This is a genomic window from Ruminococcus sp., assembly GCF_016283395.1.
The window spans coordinates 36699-56340 of sequence record NZ_JAEEMU010000047.1 but is presented as its reverse complement, the minus strand read 5'-3'; the positions used below and the strand labels follow the sequence as shown (position 1 = coordinate 56340).

The window sequence follows — 19642 nt, the reverse complement described above, 5'->3', positions numbered from 1 at the left end:
ATGCTCGGAAAGGAAATGCACTGATGAAAAAACTGCTTTCAGCAGTTACATCCGCTGCCATGACTGTATCAGTCATGGCAAGTGCATTTGCTTCGTTACCAGTTAGTGCTGCGGGCAGTTTATCTGTTTCGCAGCCTAACTTTAGTATGGGCGAAGTATTGGATGTTTCTGCTAATAAAACCGCTTCTGACGGTTCAGTTGAATGGCTGATCCCGACAGTAACTGCAGCACCAGGTCAGACGGTAACAATACCCGTTGTGGCAAAGAATTCCTCACTTGCGGTTGCAGGCGCACAGTTCAACGTTGATGCTGCATCACCTCTTAAATACAAGTCCGTAACAGGCGGAGATGCTTATGCATCAAATATCGGCGACAATGGTAAGGGAACAAAGTTCCTCTTCGATGACAGCAATGGAATCGAGAAGGTTGCTGCTGAAGGTGCAACAGTATTTACTCTTGCATATACAATCCCTGAGGATTGTGAAGAGGGCACATATGCTATCAAGTGGGCTAACGGAAACGTTAGTGATACTGATGGTTATGATATCACAAGCAAAGTTAAATTTACAGACGGTGCTGTAAAGGTAGTTAAGGATACAGGCGACGGAAAGATCGACTGGGTACTTGACACTGTTACCGGTTATCCCGGAGAGACAGTAACTGTCAAAGCATACGTTAAAAACAAGGACAATGCATCCGTTGCTGTAGCTGGCGCACAGTACAAGATCGACGTTGACGCTGAGTCAAAGATCAAGTATAAGTCGTTTACTACAGGCGGAGCATATGTTAAGGAAATCAGCACAAACGAGAGCAAGACATCATTCTTGTTCGGCAACACAGCAGGTGCTGGTATAGTTGCAGGCGATAATGCAACTATCATGACTCTCACTTACACAATTCCTGAGGACTGCAAGCCGGGCGAATACCCTGTTACATGGTCCAAGCAGTTTGTAAGTGATACAGACGGATTTGACCTCACTTCAAGAGTAAACTTTGTTGACGGTCTCATCAAGGTTACAAGTGATGTTCCTTCAAACGGTCAGGTATCATGGGTACTCGACAATGTTAAGGGCGAGGCTGGAAAGTCTGTAACAGTCAAGGCTGTAGTCAACGATCCTAAGAGCAGCGCACTCGCAGTTGCAGGTGCTCAGTTCAAGGTAAAGACTGACTCTACATTCACAAACTCAAGCTTTGAAGCTGGTAAGGCTTATCCTTCTGATATGTCAAATAATGACAAGACAGGCAAGTTCATGTTCAGAACAAGCACAGGTAAGGCTGTATCAGCAGCAAACGGTTCAACTATCCTTGCTATCACATACGATATCCCTGCAGGTACACCAGATGGCGTATACCCTGTTTCATGGTCTGAAATGTTCGTAAGTGATGCTGACGGTTACGATCTTACAAACAACGTAATCTTCAAGGACGGTTCTATCACTATAGGTGATGCTAATACTGACGGTTCAGTATCATGGGTAATTCCTAATGTTACCGGTGAGAAGGGCAAGGACGTTACTCTGAATGTTAAGGTTCAGGGCAAGGGTGATCTTCCTGTAGCAGGTGCTCAGTTCGAGATCGCTGGTACAACTCCTCCAACTTACCAGTCAGCAGTAGGTAAGCCTTATGGTGAGGATCTCAGAACAAACGACAAGCAGAAGTTCACATTCTACACTGCAAGTGGAAACGGCAAGACAGCTAAGGCTGGCGATGACCTCTTCACACTTACATTCCACGTTCCTGAGGATTGTCCTGACGGCGTTTACCCTGTAACATGGGCTAAGCAGTTCGTAAGCGACAAGGACGGATTTGATATCACTAAGAACGTTAAGTTCGTTGACGGTGCTATCTACATCAACAAGGAAATCCCTGTTGAACCAACAACTACAACAGTACAGTCAACAACAGTAACAACTACAACAACTACAGTTGTTCCAACTCCTGAGGGCGGTATTGCATGGCAGATCGGTTCAACTCAGGCTGAACCTGGCCAGACAGTAACACTTGATATTACTGTTATCGATCCTTCAGGTTCTAAGCTCGGCGTTGGTGGTGCACAGTTCATCATCGAAAACGCAAACGGCGTAAACTATAAGTCAGTAAACGAGAATTCCGCTGCTTATGGTGATTCAAAAATCTCATCAAACGATGATGTCCAGAAGTTCTTGTTTGCAAGCGCAACTGGCAAGAATATCGTTGCTGCTAATAACTCAAAGGTAGCAACTCTTACTTTCACAGTTCCTGCTGATACAAAGCCAGGCAAATATGCTGTAAACTTTGCAGACGGAACTCTTAAGGTATTTGATGAAGACGGTTATGATCTTTCTAAGCTTGTAGAAGGACGCAACGGTTATATCGAAGTTGTTGATCACATTACAACAACATTAGCTCCTAACCCGTCAACACAGTCAACTACAAGCACATCAACAACAGCTGCACCTGGTGAGTCAACAACAGCAACACCAGGCGGTTCAACAACAGCAACACCAGGCGGTTCAACAACTGCTACACCTGGCGGTTCAACAACAGCAACACCAGGCGGTTCAACAACAGCTACACCAGGCGGCTCAACAACTGCTACACCTGGCGGTTCAACAACTGCTACACCTGGCGGTTCAACAACTGCTACACCTGGCGGTTCAACAACAGCAACACCAGGCGGTTCAACAACTGCTACACCAGGCGGCTCAACAACTGCTACACCTGGCGGTTCAACAACAGCAACACCAGGCGGCTCAACAACAGCAACACCTGGCGGCTCAACAACAGCAACACCAGGCGGTTCAACAACAGCAACACCTGGCGGTTCAACAACAGCTACACCTGGCGGCTCAACAACAGCTACACCTGGCGGCTCAACAACAGCAACACCAGGCGGTTCAACAACAGCAACACCTGGCGGTTCAACAACAGCTACACCTGGTTCAACAACAACTATAGAAGGTACAAATCCACCTACAACAAGTACAGGCTTTACTGGTCCTGAACTTACTGATCCGATTACAACAACCGTAACTACAACAGCTCCATATGAAGTTCCTAAGGGATCTATCGCATGGGTAGTTGAAGGCGGAAAGGCATACCCTGGCGAAGAAGTAACTGTAAGAGTTATTGTAAACGACCAGAAGGGTGTAAACCTTGGTATCGGCGGTGCTCAGTTCAAGATGGACGCTGACGGTAAGGTACAGCTCGTTAAGGCTGGCGATAAGTCATCTTACGGTGCTGATATCAAGATGACAGACGGCACTGCTAAGTTCTTATTCACAACAGGTACAGGCAAGGCACACGTAGCTGCTGACGGTTCAGTAGTTATCGAGCTTACATATAAGATCGATGCTGATGCTACACCTGGTTCAAAGATCCCTGTATCTATCAAGGACCTCTTTGTAAGCGATGAAGACGGATTTGATATCTCAGATCACGTTCTTACAATCCCAGGTAATATCGAAGTTCTTACACCATCTGTAACGACACCTGACGTTTCAACAACACCTGTTGAAACAACAACAGTAGATGTTTCAACACCTGTTGAGACAACAACAGTTGCTGATACATCAGTAACACCTGGTGTATCTACAACAGCAACACCTGGCGAGTCAACAACAGCAACACCTGGCGTATCTACAACAGCTGCACCTGGTGAGTCAACAACAGCAACACCTGGCGTATCTACAACAGCTGCACCTGGTGAGTCAACAACAGCAACACCTGGCGTATCTACAACAGCTACACCTGGTGAATCAACAACAGCAACACCTGGCGTATCTACAACAGCTACACCTGGCGGTTCAACAACAGCAACACCTGGCGTATCTACAACAGCTACACCTGGCGGTTCAACAACAGCTACACCTGGCGTATCTACAACAGCTACACCTGGCGGTTCAACAACAGCTACACCTGGTGAAACAACAACAACTGTTGATTCAACAACAACAGTTGTTAATACAAGTCATTTGGGTGAGGATGTATCATCTACAACTAACCCGACATCAGGTGGCGGTATTGAGGTTTCTAACACAACTTCAACCACATCTACAACTTCAGTAACATCAACAGGTTATAAGAGCTCATATGCTACTATCAAGACTCAGGTAGGTTACTACTTCAGCCATGATAACGGTGTTCGTGCAGACGGACAGAAGGGCGGATTCAACAAGGATCAGGTAGTTAAGCTCGAGATCATTGATGTATACGAAGGCGGTTACGAAGTACCAAGAGCTGAGATCAACTATGATCTTGTAAACTTCAATGGTGCTACACCTGAGAGCGAGTATAACGCTCGTACACACGTTCCGAAGCAGACAACTATAGATGACTTCAAGTACGATGTACCTGTTTACTATGGTGATATGCAGCTCGTTGACAAGGACGGCAAGCCACTTACAGTGACTGCTTACATCGGCGTTAAGGGCGATGCAACACTTGATAACATGGTAGATTCAGTTGACGCATCTGCTGTTCTCCGTTACTACGCAAGCATTTCTTCTAATGGCAGAGATGTATATGACGTAAAACTCCAGAGCACAGTTGCAGGCTTAAAGGTTGAGTCACCTACAGATGAGCTCGACGAACTCGCTGCATTCCTCGCAGATGTAAATACAAATGAGTGGAGCGCAGACAACTGGCAGACAAAGAAGAACGGAAAGCTTATAAGCGATTCTAATTCTTACTCTACCAACATGAGAAGAATCGACTCTAACGATGCTTCTAAGATCCTTGCATACTATGCAAGAAGGTCATCATCTGACTACAATGATGTATCAAATTACGATATCTGGAACGAGGTTCTCGGAACAGCAAGATTTGGTGCATAAAAGTTATAAAAAGCACGCCGAAAGGCGTGCTTTTTTTACATAAATAACCGCTTGAAAAAACGTGAAAAAGATGATATAATTAACCCGAAAAAGCTTAATTTTCAGCGAAATACCGAAAAAATAATACAGAAAGTTCAAAAAAGCAAAAATATTACTGTTCATATAGGCTCATATTGTGAAATAAGTACAAAAAACAGGAGCATTAATCGTCAATAATTTTTGAAAAAAATACACTGTTCTGCTTGACTTATTGGACTTTGTGTGATAAAATGTAGATATGAATTTCTGGGGGAAGTATAGGCATACGCAGATAGTTGCCCCGAAATTAAGCCTGATGCGGAGAGCAACTTGAACAAAAGAAACGCTTAAAGCAAAAGGGGAATAAACATGTTAGAGAGGTATAGGACAATGAAGAATTCATTATTCAAGAGAGCCCTCGCTGCAGTTGCAGCTGCACCAATCGCTCTCACACAGTGTTTAACTTACGCAAACGCTGCAGAAACAAATGACGCTGTTCAGGCTACAGCAACTACTCAGACAGCAGATGTTAATAAAAAGATCACTCTTGATCAACTTCTTTACATCCCTGCAAGTGAGAATAAGTGTGAGTTTGTATCAGAATGGAATCAGACATTATATGCAAAGCTCATAACTGCTGAAACAAAGTCAGGTAATTTTGATGTTACTACAATTGCAAAGAAGGCAATTGAAAAAGCTGGTCAGTATAAGGATCTTGTTGAATACGGTTTCAACGAACTTATCATTCCTAACGGTGTGACATATAAGATTTCCGGAAACGGTGATGTTGTGATCTCAGGTAAGATCTCAAATCCTGATTTCAACCGTAATCTTAGCTTAACATCAGGTAATGCACTTGCAGTCCAGGCTGAAAATTATAACGCACCAAATCTTACAAAGATCGATTTCTCAGATATCGATGTAAGCGGTGTGTTCACACTCAAGATAGAGACATCTAAGCTCGCTGCAGGTACAGAAGTTCCTGTAAAGTTTGAGTATAAGACTGCTGATAAGACATACGCAGCAGGCGAACTTTTTGACCTTGCTCTTGATACAATGGCAAAGGTAAAGGCTAAGGGCGATGCAGCAATTGACAAGGAGATTCCTGCTCAGTTTGCTGATCAGGCTAAGGCTGATTACGCTGCTAAGATCAAGCTTGTTACTGACAAGATCGAAAAGGCTAAGAAAAAGTATACTGATGCTATAACAGCTAAGAAAGGTCCAAGCAATTATAACAACGTTTCTGAAATAATTGCTAAGGCAAATAATTGGCTCAAGGAGCACAATTATGACAAAAAGGTTACAATCCCTGAATCAGGCGCAGAGATCGCTAAGAACGATGTAGTTCTTAGCATCTATGCAGAACTTCTCAAGAGCATCTCACCTGAGGGCAATATCGATATCACAGCTGAGGATCTCGGAAAGTTTGCTGACAGTGTAAAAGATATCAAGGGTACACTTGTAAATGCAGTAGCTAACGGCGAAGCAATATTCGATGACGCTGAGCAGGACGAAGTTAAGAAATGGGTTGAGAACCAGGGATATGCTTTCGTTAAATCATACAAGAAGATCACAGCTAAGGTTGATTTCAGCACATTAAACACAGTTAACGCAGGTTTAGTTGATGTTCAGATCGAGAGAGTAATCGAAACTGCCACAACAACTACAGCAGTTACTACAACATCTACTGAGACTACAACAACTGAGACTACAACATCTTCTGACACAACAACATCATCAGATACAACAACTACATCTTCATCTACAACTACAACATCAGATACAACGACTACATCTTCATCTACAACTACAACATCAGATACAACAACTTCATCTACAACTACAACATCAGATACAACAACAACATCATCAGACACAACAACATCTTCAGAGCCAACAACATCTTCAACTACAACAACATCATCAGATACAACAACATCTTCAACTACAACAACACCTCCTGATGTTACAATCACAACATCTATCATCAAGACTTATGTAACAGCTGACACAGAGGCTGCATACTATGTAAACATTGATGAGGCATTCGATAAGGCACAGGTTTCTAATGTAATCCTCCACGAGAGATACATTGAAGGCTACACACTTAACGGCAAGACTGTAGTATCAGGTGAGAAGGAAAACACCAAGGACATCACAGCTGATGTAACATTTGGTACAGCTACACCTTCAAATACATACAAGTCTGATAATACAAACTTCAAGTATACAGTTCCTGTATACGCTAACGGCGCAGTTCTCAAGGACATCGAAGGCAACGACGTTACAGTAACAGTTTACATCGCTCTCAAGGGTGATGCTAACCTCGATAACCTCGTTGACTCAAACGATGCTTCACAGGTACTCGCTTACTACGCTAAGCTTTCAACAAACGCTGAGCCATATGACATTAACCTTTCTAAGAGTGCTCTCGCTACATCACCAACATCTGATTACGAAGAGTTCGCAGCATTCCTTGCTGACGTTCACCACGGTTCAGACAAGACAGTTGAGAGAACTGTAAAGAAGGACAAGAGACTCATCGATCCTAACGATGCTTCTAAGATCCTCGCATTCTATGCAAGAAAGTCTTCATCTGATTACAACGATAAGACAGATAAGGAGATCTGGGACGAAGTTTTAAAGATAGCTTCAACAACAACAACAACTGAATGAGCGGTTGTTTAAGACATTAAAAGATAAGACGTAAAAAATAAAAGAGTGTGATCCGCCGCTTTGCGGCGGCGGATTAACATATATAATTCAAAATTTTCTGAAAGGAATAATGACAATGAAGAAGAATACTTTAAAGAGTGCTTTCGCTGCACTCGCTGTTTCTGCTGTAGCACTTTCAGCTTCTGCTGTTTCTGCATTCGCTGCAGGTCCTGCTGCTGGTCAGGAATATGCTTTAAACGGTCTTGATCCAAGCAAGGCTGCTACAAAGCCTACACTTTCACTCACACAGGAGACAATTTCTCTTGCTGAGGCTAAGGCTAACCCAACACGTACAATCGAACTTAAGGTTTCTGGTGCTGACGGTAAGTACGCTCCAACAGGTCTCCACATCCAGTTCGACAGCAGACTCAAGGTTGTTGAGGAAGATGGATTCTATGCTGAGCTCGGCGCTGCTGGTAAGAGACTCTCACAGGAGCAGCAGGGTGACGGCGCAAACGGCTTCTTTGTAGCAACAGCTGCTTCAACAGATGCTGGTAAGGACGGCGTTCTCTGGACATTCCAGCTCACACTTCCTTCTGATGTTAAGGAAGGCGACAAGTTCCCAATCGAAATCGCATACAAGAGTAAGCCAACAGCTGAAGACCTCTTCACAAACGGTGATAAGGATGCTGAAGGTCAGCTCATGCAGGCTTGGGTATTTACTAAGGGTATTGAGCAGGGCTACATTGCAATAGAAGCTCCTACATCATCATCTACAACAACAACTACAACAACAACTACAACAACAACAACAACTACTACAACTACAACAACTACAACACCTCCAACAACATCATCATCTTCAAGCTCTTCATCTACAACTTCTACATCAACAGCTGCTGGTTCAACAACTAAGAAGACAACAGCTAAGGCTACAACAACAGCTAAGGCTACAACAAAGAAGAACGACTCACCTAAGACAGGTGTTGCAGGTGCTGGCGTAGCAGTTGCAGGTCTTGCAATCGCTGTAGGTACAGCATTCGCTCTTAGAAAGAAGGAAGACTAATTAAATTAGTCCGTAATTCTAAATGAATTATTAAAGGCTCTCCATTTGGAGAGCCTTTTTATTTTAATCTTTTTTATTTGGCGGGGTCCAGTTGATACCGCCCCAGCCGTCGATGTTTGCACGCTGCATTGCACCGAAAAGCCTGTCCTTGAAGCCGTGGTCGTTTCGCTCCATTTCTGCAAGGAAGTCCTTTGTTTTCTGTCGATTTGTATGACCGTCCGCAGGACAGACGGACTTGACTACGGGCAGCTCAATACGTCTTGCTGCTCGGCGAATTTCCTTTTCGGGAGCAAGTACAAGCGGACGGATAACCGTGACTTTCTTATGTGTAAGGTAAGTACTCGGCGAAAAGCAGCCGATACGTCCCTCGGTGAACAAATTCATAACAAATGTCTCGACCGCGTCATCGTAGTTGTGACCGAGCGCGACTTTATTGCAGCCGAGATCATTAGCAGCATCGTGGAGCGCACCGCGCCTCATTCGCGCGCAAAGACTGCACGGACTTGGTTCTTTGCGAACATCGAAAACTATCTCAGCGATCTGAGTTTTTATTACATGATACTCAATGCCCTCTTTTTCACAAAGCTGAGAAATTGGCGAAAAATCCATAGTATCATTGGTAAATCCCATATCAAGGGTAACAGCCACTATCTCGTAGTCAATACCGATGAATTTTCGCAGGAAATGCAGTCCCTGCATAAGTACAAGACTGTCCTTTCCGCCCGAAACCCCCACAAGTACGCGGTCACCATCGGAGATGAGCCCGTAATTCTGTATGGCTTTTCGCATATATCCAAGAATTTTCTGCATAAATATTCTCCAATCTTAAAAGAAGTACGGATATATTATATCATTTCACGGGCGTAAAAGCAAGCTTACGTGTAATGCGCCGAAAACAACGATATATGGTTACTTCCCATTTGTTTGTATGTCTGAAAATACGTTGCCGATTCGTTTATACTAATATAGTTAGCGTAAAAATCAATGGTTGCTCATAAACTCGTTATTAAACTGTAAATGAACGCAAAAAGTGATGAAACATATTTTAAAGAAATTTGCAAATAAAACTTGCAAAGTATGAAAAAATATATTATAATAGAAATGGACTATTTTGTATCGGTTCGGAAATATAAAGAAACGGACGGATACGTTGAAACTGAAAGGAGAGGCGCAGTGCGCCTGAAAAATAAATGACACAACAGATGAGAAATCTTTTGATCTTACTTGCCGCTATCGTTGTTGTACTTATACTTATAATACTTTTATTCAGCGGAAAAAGTGCATTCAGACGTTTTCTTTCATTATTCCTTGAGGAGCGTTCTGATGACTATGACGACGGAGATATGCCTGTGAAATCTGCTCCTGCGAACAGAGCACCTCAGCAGCACGACAGAAGAGGTGGTCAGAATGACGAGTTTGCACAGCAGAAGCGTACATCTGAGCCTATTGTCGAAATGGCTACTCTTATAAGAAAGAGCGATGACCGTATGAGGATCATTGAGAGTACAGGACAGGTAAAGCTTGTCGATGAATATTATGAACTTATCTTTGTTACGAGAAAAGGTCAGAAGCTGAAGATCGAGTGTTCTGCGGAGGCATATGACAAAGTGCCGTTCAATCAGCAGGGTTCACTTACATACAGGCGCAATACCCTTGTAAAGTTCAAGTATTATGAGGATACAGTTTTCAATTAATGAGAAGAGGGGGGCGGCTCAATTGCCGTCCCCTGTTTTAATACAACGCATATGGAGGCAGTATGATAAGCTTTAATAACGATTGGGACGAGCTTCTGAAAAATGAATTCACCAAGGATTACTACCTGAAACTCAGGCAGACGCTTATAAACGAGTATAGGACTCAGCGTATTTTCCCTGGTATGTACGATATTTTCAACGCTCTGAAGTATACATCTTATGAAGATGTAAGGTGTGTTATAATCGGACAGGATCCATATCACGGCGAGGGACAGGCTCACGGACTGAGCTTCTCGGTACGAAAGGGAATAGCTCCGCCGCCGTCGCTTATCAATATTTTCAAGGAGATAAGGGAAGATGTGGGCATAGACAACTTAGGCAAGCATGGTGAGCTGACAAAGTGGGCGAAAGAGGGAGTGCTTTTGCTCAATTCCGTACTTACGGTACGCGCAAATCAGGCAAGAAGTCACCACGGCATAGGCTGGGAGAACTTCACAACCGATGTTATACAGCTTCTTAATCAGCGTGAAAAGCCTATGGTGTTCATGCTCTGGGGCGGCGATGCCAAGACAAAACAGCAGTACATAACAAATCCTGCACACCTTGTATTAAAGGCAGCCCACCCAAGTCCGCTTTCGGCGTATAACGGATTTTTCGGATGCAGGCATTTCTCAAAGGCGAATAATTTTCTTCGTGAAAAAGGTCTGGGAGAGATAGACTGGTCAATAGAATAACGGAGGATATATATGCATATCAAAGAGCTTTTTAAAGATAAGACCGTGTTTTCATTTGAGGTATTCCCTCCTAAGAAAACAAGTCCTGTTGATGTAATATACAGTACACTTGATGAACTCAACGATCTTCATCCTGATTTCATAAGTGTTACCTTTGGTGCAGGCGGAAGTGGCAACAGCCGTTACGCGCTTGAAATAGCTTCAAAGATAAAGGAAAGCGGCATAACACCAATGCTTCATCTGCCCTGTATCAATTTCACTAAAAGCGAGATAGATGCTGCACTTGATGAGGCAAAAGAACGCGGCATCGAGAATATACTTGCTCTGAGAGGCGATATAAACCCTGAGATACCGCCTGTAAATGATTTCAGCTATGCAAGCGACCTTATCACCTACATAAAGTCAAAGGGAGATTTCGACATTGCAGGAGCCTGCTACCCTGAGTGTCACCCCGATGCGGATAGTCTTGTTGATGATATAATCAATCTAAGGAAAAAGGTGGAAGCAGGTGCAGACCACCTTATAACACAGCTTTTCTTTGACAATGACAATTTCTATGAATTCCGCGAAAAGGCAGCTATTGCAGGAATAAATATACCGATAGAAGCAGGAATAATGCCTGTTGTAAATAAAAGGCAGATCGAGCGCATGGTAACTACCTGCGGAGCAAGTCTGCCCAGCAAATTCGTGCGTATAATGACTAAATACGAGCATAATCCCGAAGCCCTCCGCGATGCAGGCATAGCCTATGCGGTAAACCAGATAGTTGATCTTGTGGCAAGCGGAGTAGACGGAATACATCTTTATACCATGAACAATCCTTATGTTGCCCGTAAGATAAGCGAAGCTGTTTCGGGCATCATAAAAACATGATAGAGCTTGACCCCATATCCATATCGGAAGCCGCACGGTATATGGGGATCAAGGGTGCTCCTACAGATACCATATCTGAAATGCTTGAACGCTGTGAAAGGCTTGTGCGTCAGCGTGTAAGGCCTAAATATGTGTATCTTGAGACCTCTGTTGATAACACTGACGACGGAGTGATACTCGGAGCAATGTCTGAACCACTTACGGGAGAAGATATAAAAAGACATCTTAGCGGATGTACCCGTGCAATAATGCTTGCGGCAACTCTTTCTCAGGAAGCGGATAAGCTTATCCGACAGGCTGCTGTTACAGATATGGCTGAGTCACTTGCCATTGACTGTCTATGCAGTGCAGCCGTTGAACAGGTCTGTGACCGCGCTGAGCAGGAGATATTTTCAAAACACGAATACCCATACAGAACATGGCGTTTCAGTCCAGGATACGGTGATCTTCCTATCTCATTACAGAGAAGTTTTCTTATCGCCCTTAACGCTCAGAGAAGGATAGGTCTTACAGTGACTGAAAGCTCCCTGCTGATCCCGTCAAAATCGGTTACAGCAATAATAGGCATATCCGAAACAAAGATAGAGCGCGGCAAGCGCGGATGTGCGGTCTGTAATATGCGCGAAAGCTGTGCTTTCAGAGCAGCCGGGAACACCTGCGGCAGATAATTATGTGCATATAGCCGAAATATATCACAGTATAATTAAACAATATGTGAACAATTAACTATAAAAGTGTTAAAAGTCTATGAAATTTTTATATTGACATAAACCAAGACAAAGTGATATAATTAGGTAAGGTGAAAGAGTATAAATTATCGGGTAATAACAGGGCGATATTAAAAGGAGTTTGAGGATGAAAAGAGTAAGATATTTCATTTCAGCATTGCTTATAGCTGCAATGTCGATGTCTTTCCTTGCTTGCAGCAGCAAGAAAGACGAAAAGTCGACGGGCAATGCCAAGGAGCTGGACTCTGATCTGAGAAACGAAATACGTCAGAATGCGGAAAAATCTGAGCTTCTTACAGGCGATAAGCTTGAAAACGGAGAAATAAAGTGGCTCTCTGACTGGGACATCAATCCCGACGGTACAGGCAAGAATGTACCTATTGACCTTGCGGTATTTCAGGAGAGATACGGCGGAAGTGTCAAATACTACAGCTGTACCTATGAGGACAGGTATGAGAAACTTACAGAGTATATGAGCTCAGGTGAGGGCATAGATTTCTTCTATGGAGGTAATCTGGACGCTTTCCCAAGAGGTGCGATAAAGAATATGTTCGTACCCGCAGATGACTATATTGACTTTGATTCTCCTCTCTGGGAGGACGTTAAAGACGTCAACGACCAGTTCCTGTGGAACAGAAAACATTATATGGCAGGAGTTCAGGCTACGGGAGATACTGTAGCTGTAGTGTATAACAAAAAGACCGTAGCAGAAGCAGGTCTTGAGGATCCCGCTGATCTTTACGCAAGAGGCGAGTGGACATGGGATACCTTCCAGGATATGCTTGAGAAGTTTGTAGATACCGACAATCAGAAATACGGCATAGACGGCTGGTGGTTTGAGTTTGGTCTTATGAATACCATTGGCGTACCGCCTGTAGGTCTTGAGGACGGCAAGCTTGTAAACAATCTCAGCGACCCGAGTATGGAGCGCGTCCAGAACTGGATATACGATCTGTACCAGAAGAACTGTATCGCTATAGGTGTCGGAGATTTCGGCTGGGATACCAAGCCTGCATACATAGGCGAAGGAAAAACGCTGTTTTACCCTATCGGTCTGTACGATTTCTACATGGAAAAGGACAAATGGACTGCAAAATACGGCGAAGACGTATTCTTTGTGCCGATGCCAAAGGACCCCGAGGCAGATGAGTACTATGTACCTACCGGACTGGAATCGTATATGTTTGTAAGCGGCGGTTCAAACCCTGAGGGTGTAGCCAGATACCTTGACTGCAAGAGATTTGTTCATCTTGATCCGAAAACGAAAGAGATAGCAGACCAGCAGTTCAAAGATGACTACGGCTGGACTCAGGAAATGCTTGATATGAAAGATAGTATGCAGGAGCTCGCAGAGGATAACCCTACTATAGATATCTCAAGGGGCGTTTCTCAGGACTGCGGAAATCTTCTTAATGATTCACTTAGGCTTACCGCAAGAGGTACACCGTGGAACGAGACTTATGAGTCTATTAATGCAACAGTTGACAAGTATCTTGAAAAAATCAATTCTGATCCCGATCCGGCAGATGTAGACTGAGCCGTATACGGGGCGAATAGAGTTGCGGAAAGCTAAGTAAACGTAGAAAAATAGGATAATAAGTTAATTTTAGGAATATGATGTTTTAATTCAGAGGATAAATAAGATATTATTTAAGTTGGAGAAAGGAGGCTATGATCATGGAGAAAGTACTGGTAACAGGCGGATGTGGACTAATAGGGCAGCACATTTGCTCAGGACTCCTCAAGAAAGGCTTTGAGGTCATAGCTATTGACAGAGAGGAATCAGGTTATAACGAAGGGAAGCTTCACTATTCATCAGTAATATGTTCACCTACAGATAAGAATGCTATAGCTGAGGTGTTTGAAAAAAATAAAATTGACATTGTTATTTTTGCAGGCTGTACTGTAGATAACGATCTTGGACCTATTATATCAGACGAGCAGATGAACGAGAGTGCATCAGTTGATAAGTTTATCTATCGTTATGCATTTACAGAAGAAAGCGTAAATAAGGTGATGCTGCTCAGTACCGATCAGGTATATCAGTTTCCCAAGACGCGAGAGCCTATCCGTGAGGACAGCGATCTGAAGCCTATCACGAATTATGGTGTAATGAAGTATAAATCCGAAAAGGCTCTTTACAGTGAGTGGACTCACCATAGTGAAAAGATATGCTGTATCATACGCTTTTCACCTGTATATACGCTTAATTTTACAGATAATCTTATGTCCAAGATAACAGATCCTAAGGACGGTTCCTACTTCGTTTACGGACAGGGACAGTATGGATTTCAGATGTGCTGTATACATAATCTTGTTGATTTTATACTTTGTTATACAAAGAATGCAGACAATACAACATATAACGGAGCATACAATGTAGGCGACAAGCTACCTACTACAGCGGCTGATATAATCACATTCATGCGCGAAAATCATCGTCTTGGCGCAGTAATGCAGAAACAGCCGGGAGGAACGTTTTCAAAGCTGAAAGGAATGTTCAGCACCAATAAGGACGAAAAGACGAATTATCGCTACCTTGACCTCTCAAAGGTAGAGAATAATAATCTGTTGGATAATACAAAGGCGAGAAAGTTTGTAAATTTCCGCTGGGATATCCATAATACGAAATAAAAAGGACGGAATTATCCGTCCTTTTTTCTATGTATTAATGCGCTGTCTTATTCTATTACCGTATAATTATCTGCTGCATTTTCCTTTGTAGCGTGTTCTGTAACGTTTAGCACCTTTACCTTTAACGGGCGTGTACCCATATTTATCTCTATTATATCGCCCACCTTTACATCATAAGAAGCTCTTGCAGCCTTGCCGTTGACTACTATCTTCTCGGCATCGCAGGCTTCATTGGCAACTGTGCGGCGTTTTATAAGCCTTGTAACTTTGAGGTATTTATCAAGTCTCATAATATCTCCTTCCGTATTGTATGGATAAATAAAAGGGGGACAGTAAACTGTCCCTCTTTGTAATTACTTGTTGATAGCTTCCTTAAGACCCTTGCCAGCCTTGAAAGCAGGTGCCTTGCATGGAGGGCAAACCATCTTAGCCTTTGTCTTAGGATTGATGCAAGTCTTTTCGCCTCTCTCACGAACCTCGAATGTACCGAAGCCTGTAAGGCAAACCTTGCTGCCGCTTTCGAGAGTCTCCTGAATAGCTGAAAGAGTAGCCTCAAGAGCTGCGGAAGCGTCCTTCTTTGTGCATTTAGCCTTCTCTGCTATAGAATTGATAAGCTCAGTCTTAGTCATTTTTCTGTTCCTCCGTTTTACAAATTATTGATTTGGCTTTGTCCCAATAGATGTCAAGCTCTTCAATAGGAAGATTTTTCATGTCAACGTTTTCTGCGGATAAAAGGTCTTCTGTAACAGAAAAACGTTTAATGAACTTTTCAGTTGCAGCTTTCAGTGCAAGCTCTGCATCAACGCCCAAAAGACGCGCTGCATTTACACATGAAAACAGCAGATCGCCGATCTCCTCTTCGATATTAGCTTTGTCGCCGCTGATGACGGCAGCATCGAGTTCAGCTTTTTCGTTTGCGATACAAGCTATAGCGTCCTCGGCACAGCGGAAATCCATACCTGCGCGCATCGCCCTTTTGCCTACCTTCTGTGCTCTCATAAGAGCGGGAAGGGACTTTGCAACGCTTGTAAGAGTATCCGTGTATCTTTCCTGCCCCTTTGTTTCCATTTTGATAGCGTCCCAGTTTTTCAGCACCTGATCGGTAGTATTAGCTGTGACATCACCGAAAACATGGGGGTGGCGGATAATTAGCTTTTTGCAGATCTCATCGCATACATCGTCAAAGGTAAACGAGTTAGTTTCTTCTTCGATCCTGCAATGAAAAACGACCTGAAGCAGAACGTCGCCCAGCTCTTCTCTGAGAAGATCTGTGTCCTCGAGGTCGATAGCCTCGATAACTTCACAGGTCTCTTCAATGAAGTCGCTCTTAATCGACTTGTGGGTCTGTTCTCTATCCCACGGGCAGCCGCCCTCGCCTCTCAGAAGTCTTACAATATCGAGCAAATCGTTAATGGAATAATGCTCTTTCTGCTGATATTCAACCATAGGAAAACACTCCCTTAAAGACGGGCTATGTTATATAATACCCTAATTTTTGATAAATTGCAACCTTTTTTTTACAATTTTGTTAATTCCGAAGAAAATAATGCTTATAATAGCCGCGCTTTGTATATTTTTGCTATATAATTACAACAAGTTATATTTTCTTAGGTATCAAAACATAGCCAAATGTTATTATCTATCTACAAAACCAACCTTGTGGAAAGCCTTTGAGACTATCCTTCCGGAGTATCTGAGTGCCTTTTGCGCACCTTCTGTATAGCACTGTTTCAGGAAAGCCTTGTCGCTGCTGAGCTTAGCGAACTCGGTGCGGACTGGTTCGAGGTGATCTGCAACAGCTTCGCCAACAGCAAGCTTGAAGTCGCCGTAGCCCTTGCCTGCAAATTCAGACTCGATAGCTTTAAAGTCCTTTCCTGTAACGCATGAGTATATAGTCATGAGGTTATTGATGCCGTCCTTGCCCTCGCGGTAGCATACCTCAGCTTCGCTGTCTGTAACAGCTCTCTTGAACTTACGGATAATAGTATCCTTGTCGTCGAGGATAAGTATGCAGGCGTTGGGGTTATCGTCGGATTTGGACATCTTCTTTGTAGGCTCCTGCAAAGACATGATCTTTGCGCCTACTTCGGGGATATACGGTTCGGGAAGTGTGAAGAAATCGCCGTAACGCTGATTGAAACGCTGAGCGATATTTCTTGCAAGCTCCAGATGCTGTTTCTGATCCACACCTACAGGTACGAGATCAGCGTTGTATGCAAGGATATCCGCAGCCATGAGCACAGGGTATGTGAAAAGACCCGAGTTTATATCGTCAGGGTGCTTCTGGCTCTTGTCCTTGAACTGAGTCATTCTTGAAAGCTCGCCGAACTGTGTATTACAGCCGAGTATCCAGTTGAGCTCTGCGTGTGTGGGAGCATGGCTCTGGATAAAGAGTATCGATCTCTGAGGATCAACTCCGCAAGCCATAAGAAGTGCGTATGAATTAAGTGTGTTCTGACGGAGCTTAGCAGGCTCCTGTCTTACTGTGATAGCGTGCATATCAACAACGCAGTATATGCAGTTGTACTGTTCCTGCAAAGCACCCCAGTTTCTGACAGCACCTATATAGTTGCCGAGGGTAAATGTGCCTGTAGGCTGGATACCGCTGAATATCAGCTTTTTATCGTCCATTAGTGTGATTCTCCTTACTTAGTAGCAGCATTTCTTCTGTCAGCCTCGTCCTTGAGCTGGCAGCTTCTGATCTCGCTGAGAACGCGCTGATAGAGCACATAGAAAGAACGGAGCTCAGGCTCTGTCTCAGGTATAAGACCTGCTTTGAGTTCTGTCATATATACGCCGCTCTTAGTGAGAAGGAATATCTTGTTTGTTCTGCCCTTAGGAAGGTCAAAACGCTTTGTCTTTTCACATTTAGGAAGGAGCTGACCAGCGTTGGCAACGAGAGTATGTGCAGCCTGAACGAGGTTTCTGTACTTCTGTGAAGCTCCTGTGTACTCGCCGCCGTTGTTGAAGTAGATGTTAGCAGCACCGTTGATGAAACATACCATAGTTGTAAGAACTTCTGATGACATAGGGATATCGATAACAACGCCGAAAACGTCAGTTTTCTTGAGCTTGCTGAAAGAATCGAAGTACTCAGCAGGGAAGTTGAGAGCCTGTCCTCTTGTCATAAGGTATTTCTGTGTGACATTATATCTGTCGGTCATTCTGTTTGGCATAATAAAAATTTCCTTTCAAAGTAATTTTTTCTTTTTTAGTCGAGCATTTCTCTTGTCATACGGGCAAGGATATCCATACCCTTCTTTATCTGCTCGTTTGTAGGTGTTGAATAATTAAGACGGAACGAGTGACTGATCTCGTTCTGGTCTATGCTGAAAGAGTTGCCCGGTACAACAGCGATCTTGTACTGCTGAACAGCCTTCTTGCAGAAGTCGTTCATATCGCAGTTCTCAGGAAGGTCGCACCATACGAACAGACCGCCCTGGGGCTTTGTATAGTGTATCTTCTTTGAGAATTCGTTGTCGATGTATCCGCACATAAGGTCACATTTTTCCTTGTATATAGCGCGGAGCTTTTTGAAATGAGCATCTCTGTCAACAGTTGTCATAAATCTGTGGGAAACCACCTGTGCCCACACATTTGAGTGAACATCGGAAACCTGCTTGCAGACTACCATTTTCTGTATGATAGGAGCAGGAGCAGAGCAGTAGCCTGTTCTGAAACCTGATGAGATTATCTTTGAGAATGTGCTTGAGTAGATAACTCTTCCCTCGGTGTCGAAGCTCTTTATGCAGGGAACGTTTTCTCCCTCAAAGCGGAGCTCGCCGTAAGGGTCGTCCTCAAGGATAATGAAGTCATACTTGCAGGCAAGTTCGTAGACAGCCTTGCGCTTTTCCAGAGACATAGTCTTGCCTGTTGGGTTCTGGAAATTCGGGATAAGATAGAGGAGCTTGACATTCTTGTCTTTTTTGAGGACATCTTCAAGCTTTTCAAGATCAATACCGTCATCATCCATTTCCACGCCAACAAGGTTGACATTGTATGAGCGGAAAGCGTTGAGCGAACCTATAAAGCTTGGTGACTCGCAGAGGAGAGTATCGCCCTCGTTGAGCAGTACCTTACATGAAAGCTCGTTAGCCTGCTGACCGCCTGATGTAATGATAAGGTCGTCAAATTCCTTGTGGAAGCAATTCTTTTCTGTCATCCAGCCTTTAAGGAAATCACGCAGGGGAGTATAGCCCTCAGTGACGCTGTACTGGAGTGCAAGAATAGGGTCGTTTTTGAGAAGATCAGCAGAGATCTCAGCGATCCTTTCCTTAGGGAAAGCTTCGGGAGCAGGGTTGCCTGCTGCGAAGGAGATTACCTCAGGATCGGAAGTGAACTTGAGGATTTCTCTGATTGCAGAAGCCTGGAGCTTGCTGACCTTGTCTGAGAATTTATAATCCATGATAAAAACCAGCCTTTCGTC

At 43.7% G+C, this 19642-nt stretch carries 16 protein-coding genes; 9 read left to right on the top strand and 7 right to left on the bottom strand.

The window, feature by feature from the left end; genetic code table 11:
• The first annotated feature begins 23 nt into the window (after window positions 1–23).
• The 3 genes from QZZ41_RS11895 to QZZ41_RS11885 all read left to right on the top strand — a co-directional run bounded on the left by QZZ41_RS11895 (window position 24) and on the right by QZZ41_RS11885 (window position 8553).
• Complete coding sequence (locus tag QZZ41_RS11895) at window positions 24–4814, top strand: cohesin domain-containing protein (RefSeq protein ID WP_295072342.1); 4791 nt, start codon at window positions 24–26, stop codon at window positions 4812–4814.
• Between the two features lie 408 nt (window positions 4815–5222).
• Window positions 5223–7508 carry a hypothetical protein gene (locus QZZ41_RS11890; protein WP_295072339.1) on the top strand — a complete coding sequence of 762 codons (2286 nt, stop codon included), beginning with the start codon at window positions 5223–5225 and terminating at the stop codon, window positions 7506–7508.
• Window positions 7509–7623: 115 nt separating this feature from the next.
• The gene (locus QZZ41_RS11885; protein WP_295072337.1) at window positions 7624–8553 is read left to right on the top strand and encodes an NPXTG-anchored protein; all 930 of its coding nucleotides are present in this window, start codon (window positions 7624–7626) and stop codon (window positions 8551–8553) included.
• A 63-nt stretch (window positions 8554–8616) separates the two neighbouring features.
• Here the strand turns inward: QZZ41_RS11885 and QZZ41_RS11880 are convergent, their stop codons facing one another.
• Window positions 8617–9363 (bottom strand): tRNA 2-thiocytidine biosynthesis TtcA family protein, encoded by a 747-nt coding sequence (locus QZZ41_RS11880; protein WP_295072334.1) that lies wholly within the window; start codon window positions 9361–9363, stop codon window positions 8617–8619.
• A 404-nt stretch (window positions 9364–9767) separates the two neighbouring features.
• Here QZZ41_RS11880 and QZZ41_RS11875 point away from each other — a divergent pair, with 404 nt between their 5' ends.
• The 6 genes from QZZ41_RS11875 (at window position 9768) to QZZ41_RS11850 (ending at window position 15216) form a co-directional block, all read left to right on the top strand.
• On the top strand, window positions 9768–10247 hold the full coding sequence (locus tag QZZ41_RS11875) for a hypothetical protein (RefSeq protein WP_139283363.1): 480 nt from the start codon (window positions 9768–9770) through the stop codon (window positions 10245–10247).
• A 62-nt stretch (window positions 10248–10309) separates the two neighbouring features.
• Entirely contained in the window at window positions 10310–10981 is a 672-nt protein-coding gene (locus QZZ41_RS11870) for a uracil-DNA glycosylase (protein WP_295072329.1), read from the top strand.
• Between the two features lie 12 nt (window positions 10982–10993).
• Complete coding sequence (gene metF, locus QZZ41_RS11865) at window positions 10994–11854, top strand: methylenetetrahydrofolate reductase [NAD(P)H] (RefSeq protein WP_295072326.1); 861 nt, start codon at window positions 10994–10996, stop codon at window positions 11852–11854.
• The gene (locus tag QZZ41_RS11860) at window positions 11851–12522 is read left to right on the top strand and encodes a vitamin B12 dependent-methionine synthase activation domain-containing protein (protein ID WP_295072323.1); all 672 of its coding nucleotides are present in this window, start codon (window positions 11851–11853) and stop codon (window positions 12520–12522) included. The genes metF and QZZ41_RS11860 overlap by 4 nt, the downstream gene beginning before the upstream one ends.
• 187 nt (window positions 12523–12709) lie before the next feature.
• Entirely contained in the window at window positions 12710–14119 is a 1410-nt protein-coding gene (locus QZZ41_RS11855) for an ABC transporter substrate-binding protein (protein WP_295072320.1), read from the top strand.
• A gap of 140 nt (window positions 14120–14259) precedes the next feature.
• A complete protein-coding gene (locus QZZ41_RS11850) occupies window positions 14260–15216 on the top strand; it encodes an NAD(P)-dependent oxidoreductase (RefSeq protein ID WP_295072316.1) in 957 nt (318 codons plus the stop codon).
• A gap of 47 nt (window positions 15217–15263) precedes the next feature.
• Here QZZ41_RS11850 and QZZ41_RS11845 read toward each other — a convergent pair whose 3' ends face one another.
• From QZZ41_RS11845 to QZZ41_RS11820, 6 genes are all read right to left on the bottom strand, one after another.
• Window positions 15264–15506, bottom strand: coding sequence for an RNA-binding S4 domain-containing protein (locus tag QZZ41_RS11845; protein WP_295072313.1), 243 nt, complete (start codon window positions 15504–15506; stop codon window positions 15264–15266).
• A 63-nt stretch (window positions 15507–15569) separates the two neighbouring features.
• Entirely contained in the window at window positions 15570–15845 is a 276-nt protein-coding gene (locus QZZ41_RS11840; protein WP_074714505.1) for an HU family DNA-binding protein, read from the bottom strand.
• Window positions 15838–16662: a nucleoside triphosphate pyrophosphohydrolase gene (mazG, locus tag QZZ41_RS11835; RefSeq protein WP_074714506.1), complete on the bottom strand. Its 825-nt coding sequence runs from the start codon at window positions 16660–16662 to the stop codon at window positions 15838–15840. The genes QZZ41_RS11840 and mazG overlap by 8 nt, the downstream gene beginning before the upstream one ends.
• A gap of 189 nt (window positions 16663–16851) precedes the next feature.
• Window positions 16852–17847: a tryptophan--tRNA ligase gene (gene trpS / locus QZZ41_RS11830; RefSeq protein ID WP_074714507.1), complete on the bottom strand. Its 996-nt coding sequence runs from the start codon at window positions 17845–17847 to the stop codon at window positions 16852–16854.
• A gap of 14 nt (window positions 17848–17861) precedes the next feature.
• Entirely contained in the window at window positions 17862–18392 is a 531-nt protein-coding gene (locus tag QZZ41_RS11825; protein WP_295072308.1) for a hypothetical protein, read from the bottom strand.
• 35 nt (window positions 18393–18427) lie between these two features.
• Entirely contained in the window at window positions 18428–19621 is a 1194-nt protein-coding gene (locus QZZ41_RS11820) for a PLP-dependent aminotransferase family protein (RefSeq protein ID WP_295072306.1), read from the bottom strand.
• Between the last annotated feature and the right edge of the window lie 21 nt (window positions 19622–19642).

Bases quoted from the DNA above. Each gene is read 5' to 3' on its own strand.
- QZZ41_RS11840 (WP_074714505.1), bottom strand. From the start codon at position 15,845: ATGACTAAGACTGAGCTTATCAATTCTATAGCAGAGAAGGCTAAATGC.
- mazG (WP_074714506.1), bottom strand. From the start codon at position 16,662: ATGGTTGAATATCAGCAGAAAGAGCATTATTCCATTAACGATTTGCTC.
- QZZ41_RS11860 (WP_295072323.1), top strand. From the start codon at position 11,851: ATGATAGAGCTTGACCCCATATCCATATCGGAAGCCGCACGGTATATG.
- QZZ41_RS11895 (WP_295072342.1), top strand. From the start codon at position 24: ATGAAAAAACTGCTTTCAGCAGTTACATCCGCTGCCATGACTGTATCA.
- QZZ41_RS11855 (WP_295072320.1), top strand. From the start codon at position 12,710: ATGAAAAGAGTAAGATATTTCATTTCAGCATTGCTTATAGCTGCAATG.
- metF (WP_295072326.1), top strand. From the start codon at position 10,994: ATGCATATCAAAGAGCTTTTTAAAGATAAGACCGTGTTTTCATTTGAG.
- QZZ41_RS11880 (WP_295072334.1), bottom strand. From the start codon at position 9,363: ATGCAGAAAATTCTTGGATATATGCGAAAAGCCATACAGAATTACGGG.
- QZZ41_RS11870 (WP_295072329.1), top strand. From the start codon at position 10,310: ATGATAAGCTTTAATAACGATTGGGACGAGCTTCTGAAAAATGAATTC.
- QZZ41_RS11825 (WP_295072308.1), bottom strand. From the start codon at position 18,392: ATGCCAAACAGAATGACCGACAGATATAATGTCACACAGAAATACCTT.
- QZZ41_RS11890 (WP_295072339.1), top strand. From the start codon at position 5,223: ATGAAGAATTCATTATTCAAGAGAGCCCTCGCTGCAGTTGCAGCTGCA.
- QZZ41_RS11845 (WP_295072313.1), bottom strand. From the start codon at position 15,506: ATGAGACTTGATAAATACCTCAAAGTTACAAGGCTTATAAAACGCCGC.
- QZZ41_RS11820 (WP_295072306.1), bottom strand. From the start codon at position 19,621: ATGGATTATAAATTCTCAGACAAGGTCAGCAAGCTCCAGGCTTCTGCA.
- QZZ41_RS11885 (WP_295072337.1), top strand. From the start codon at position 7,624: ATGAAGAAGAATACTTTAAAGAGTGCTTTCGCTGCACTCGCTGTTTCT.
- QZZ41_RS11850 (WP_295072316.1), top strand. From the start codon at position 14,260: ATGGAGAAAGTACTGGTAACAGGCGGATGTGGACTAATAGGGCAGCAC.
- trpS (WP_074714507.1), bottom strand. From the start codon at position 17,847: ATGGACGATAAAAAGCTGATATTCAGCGGTATCCAGCCTACAGGCACA.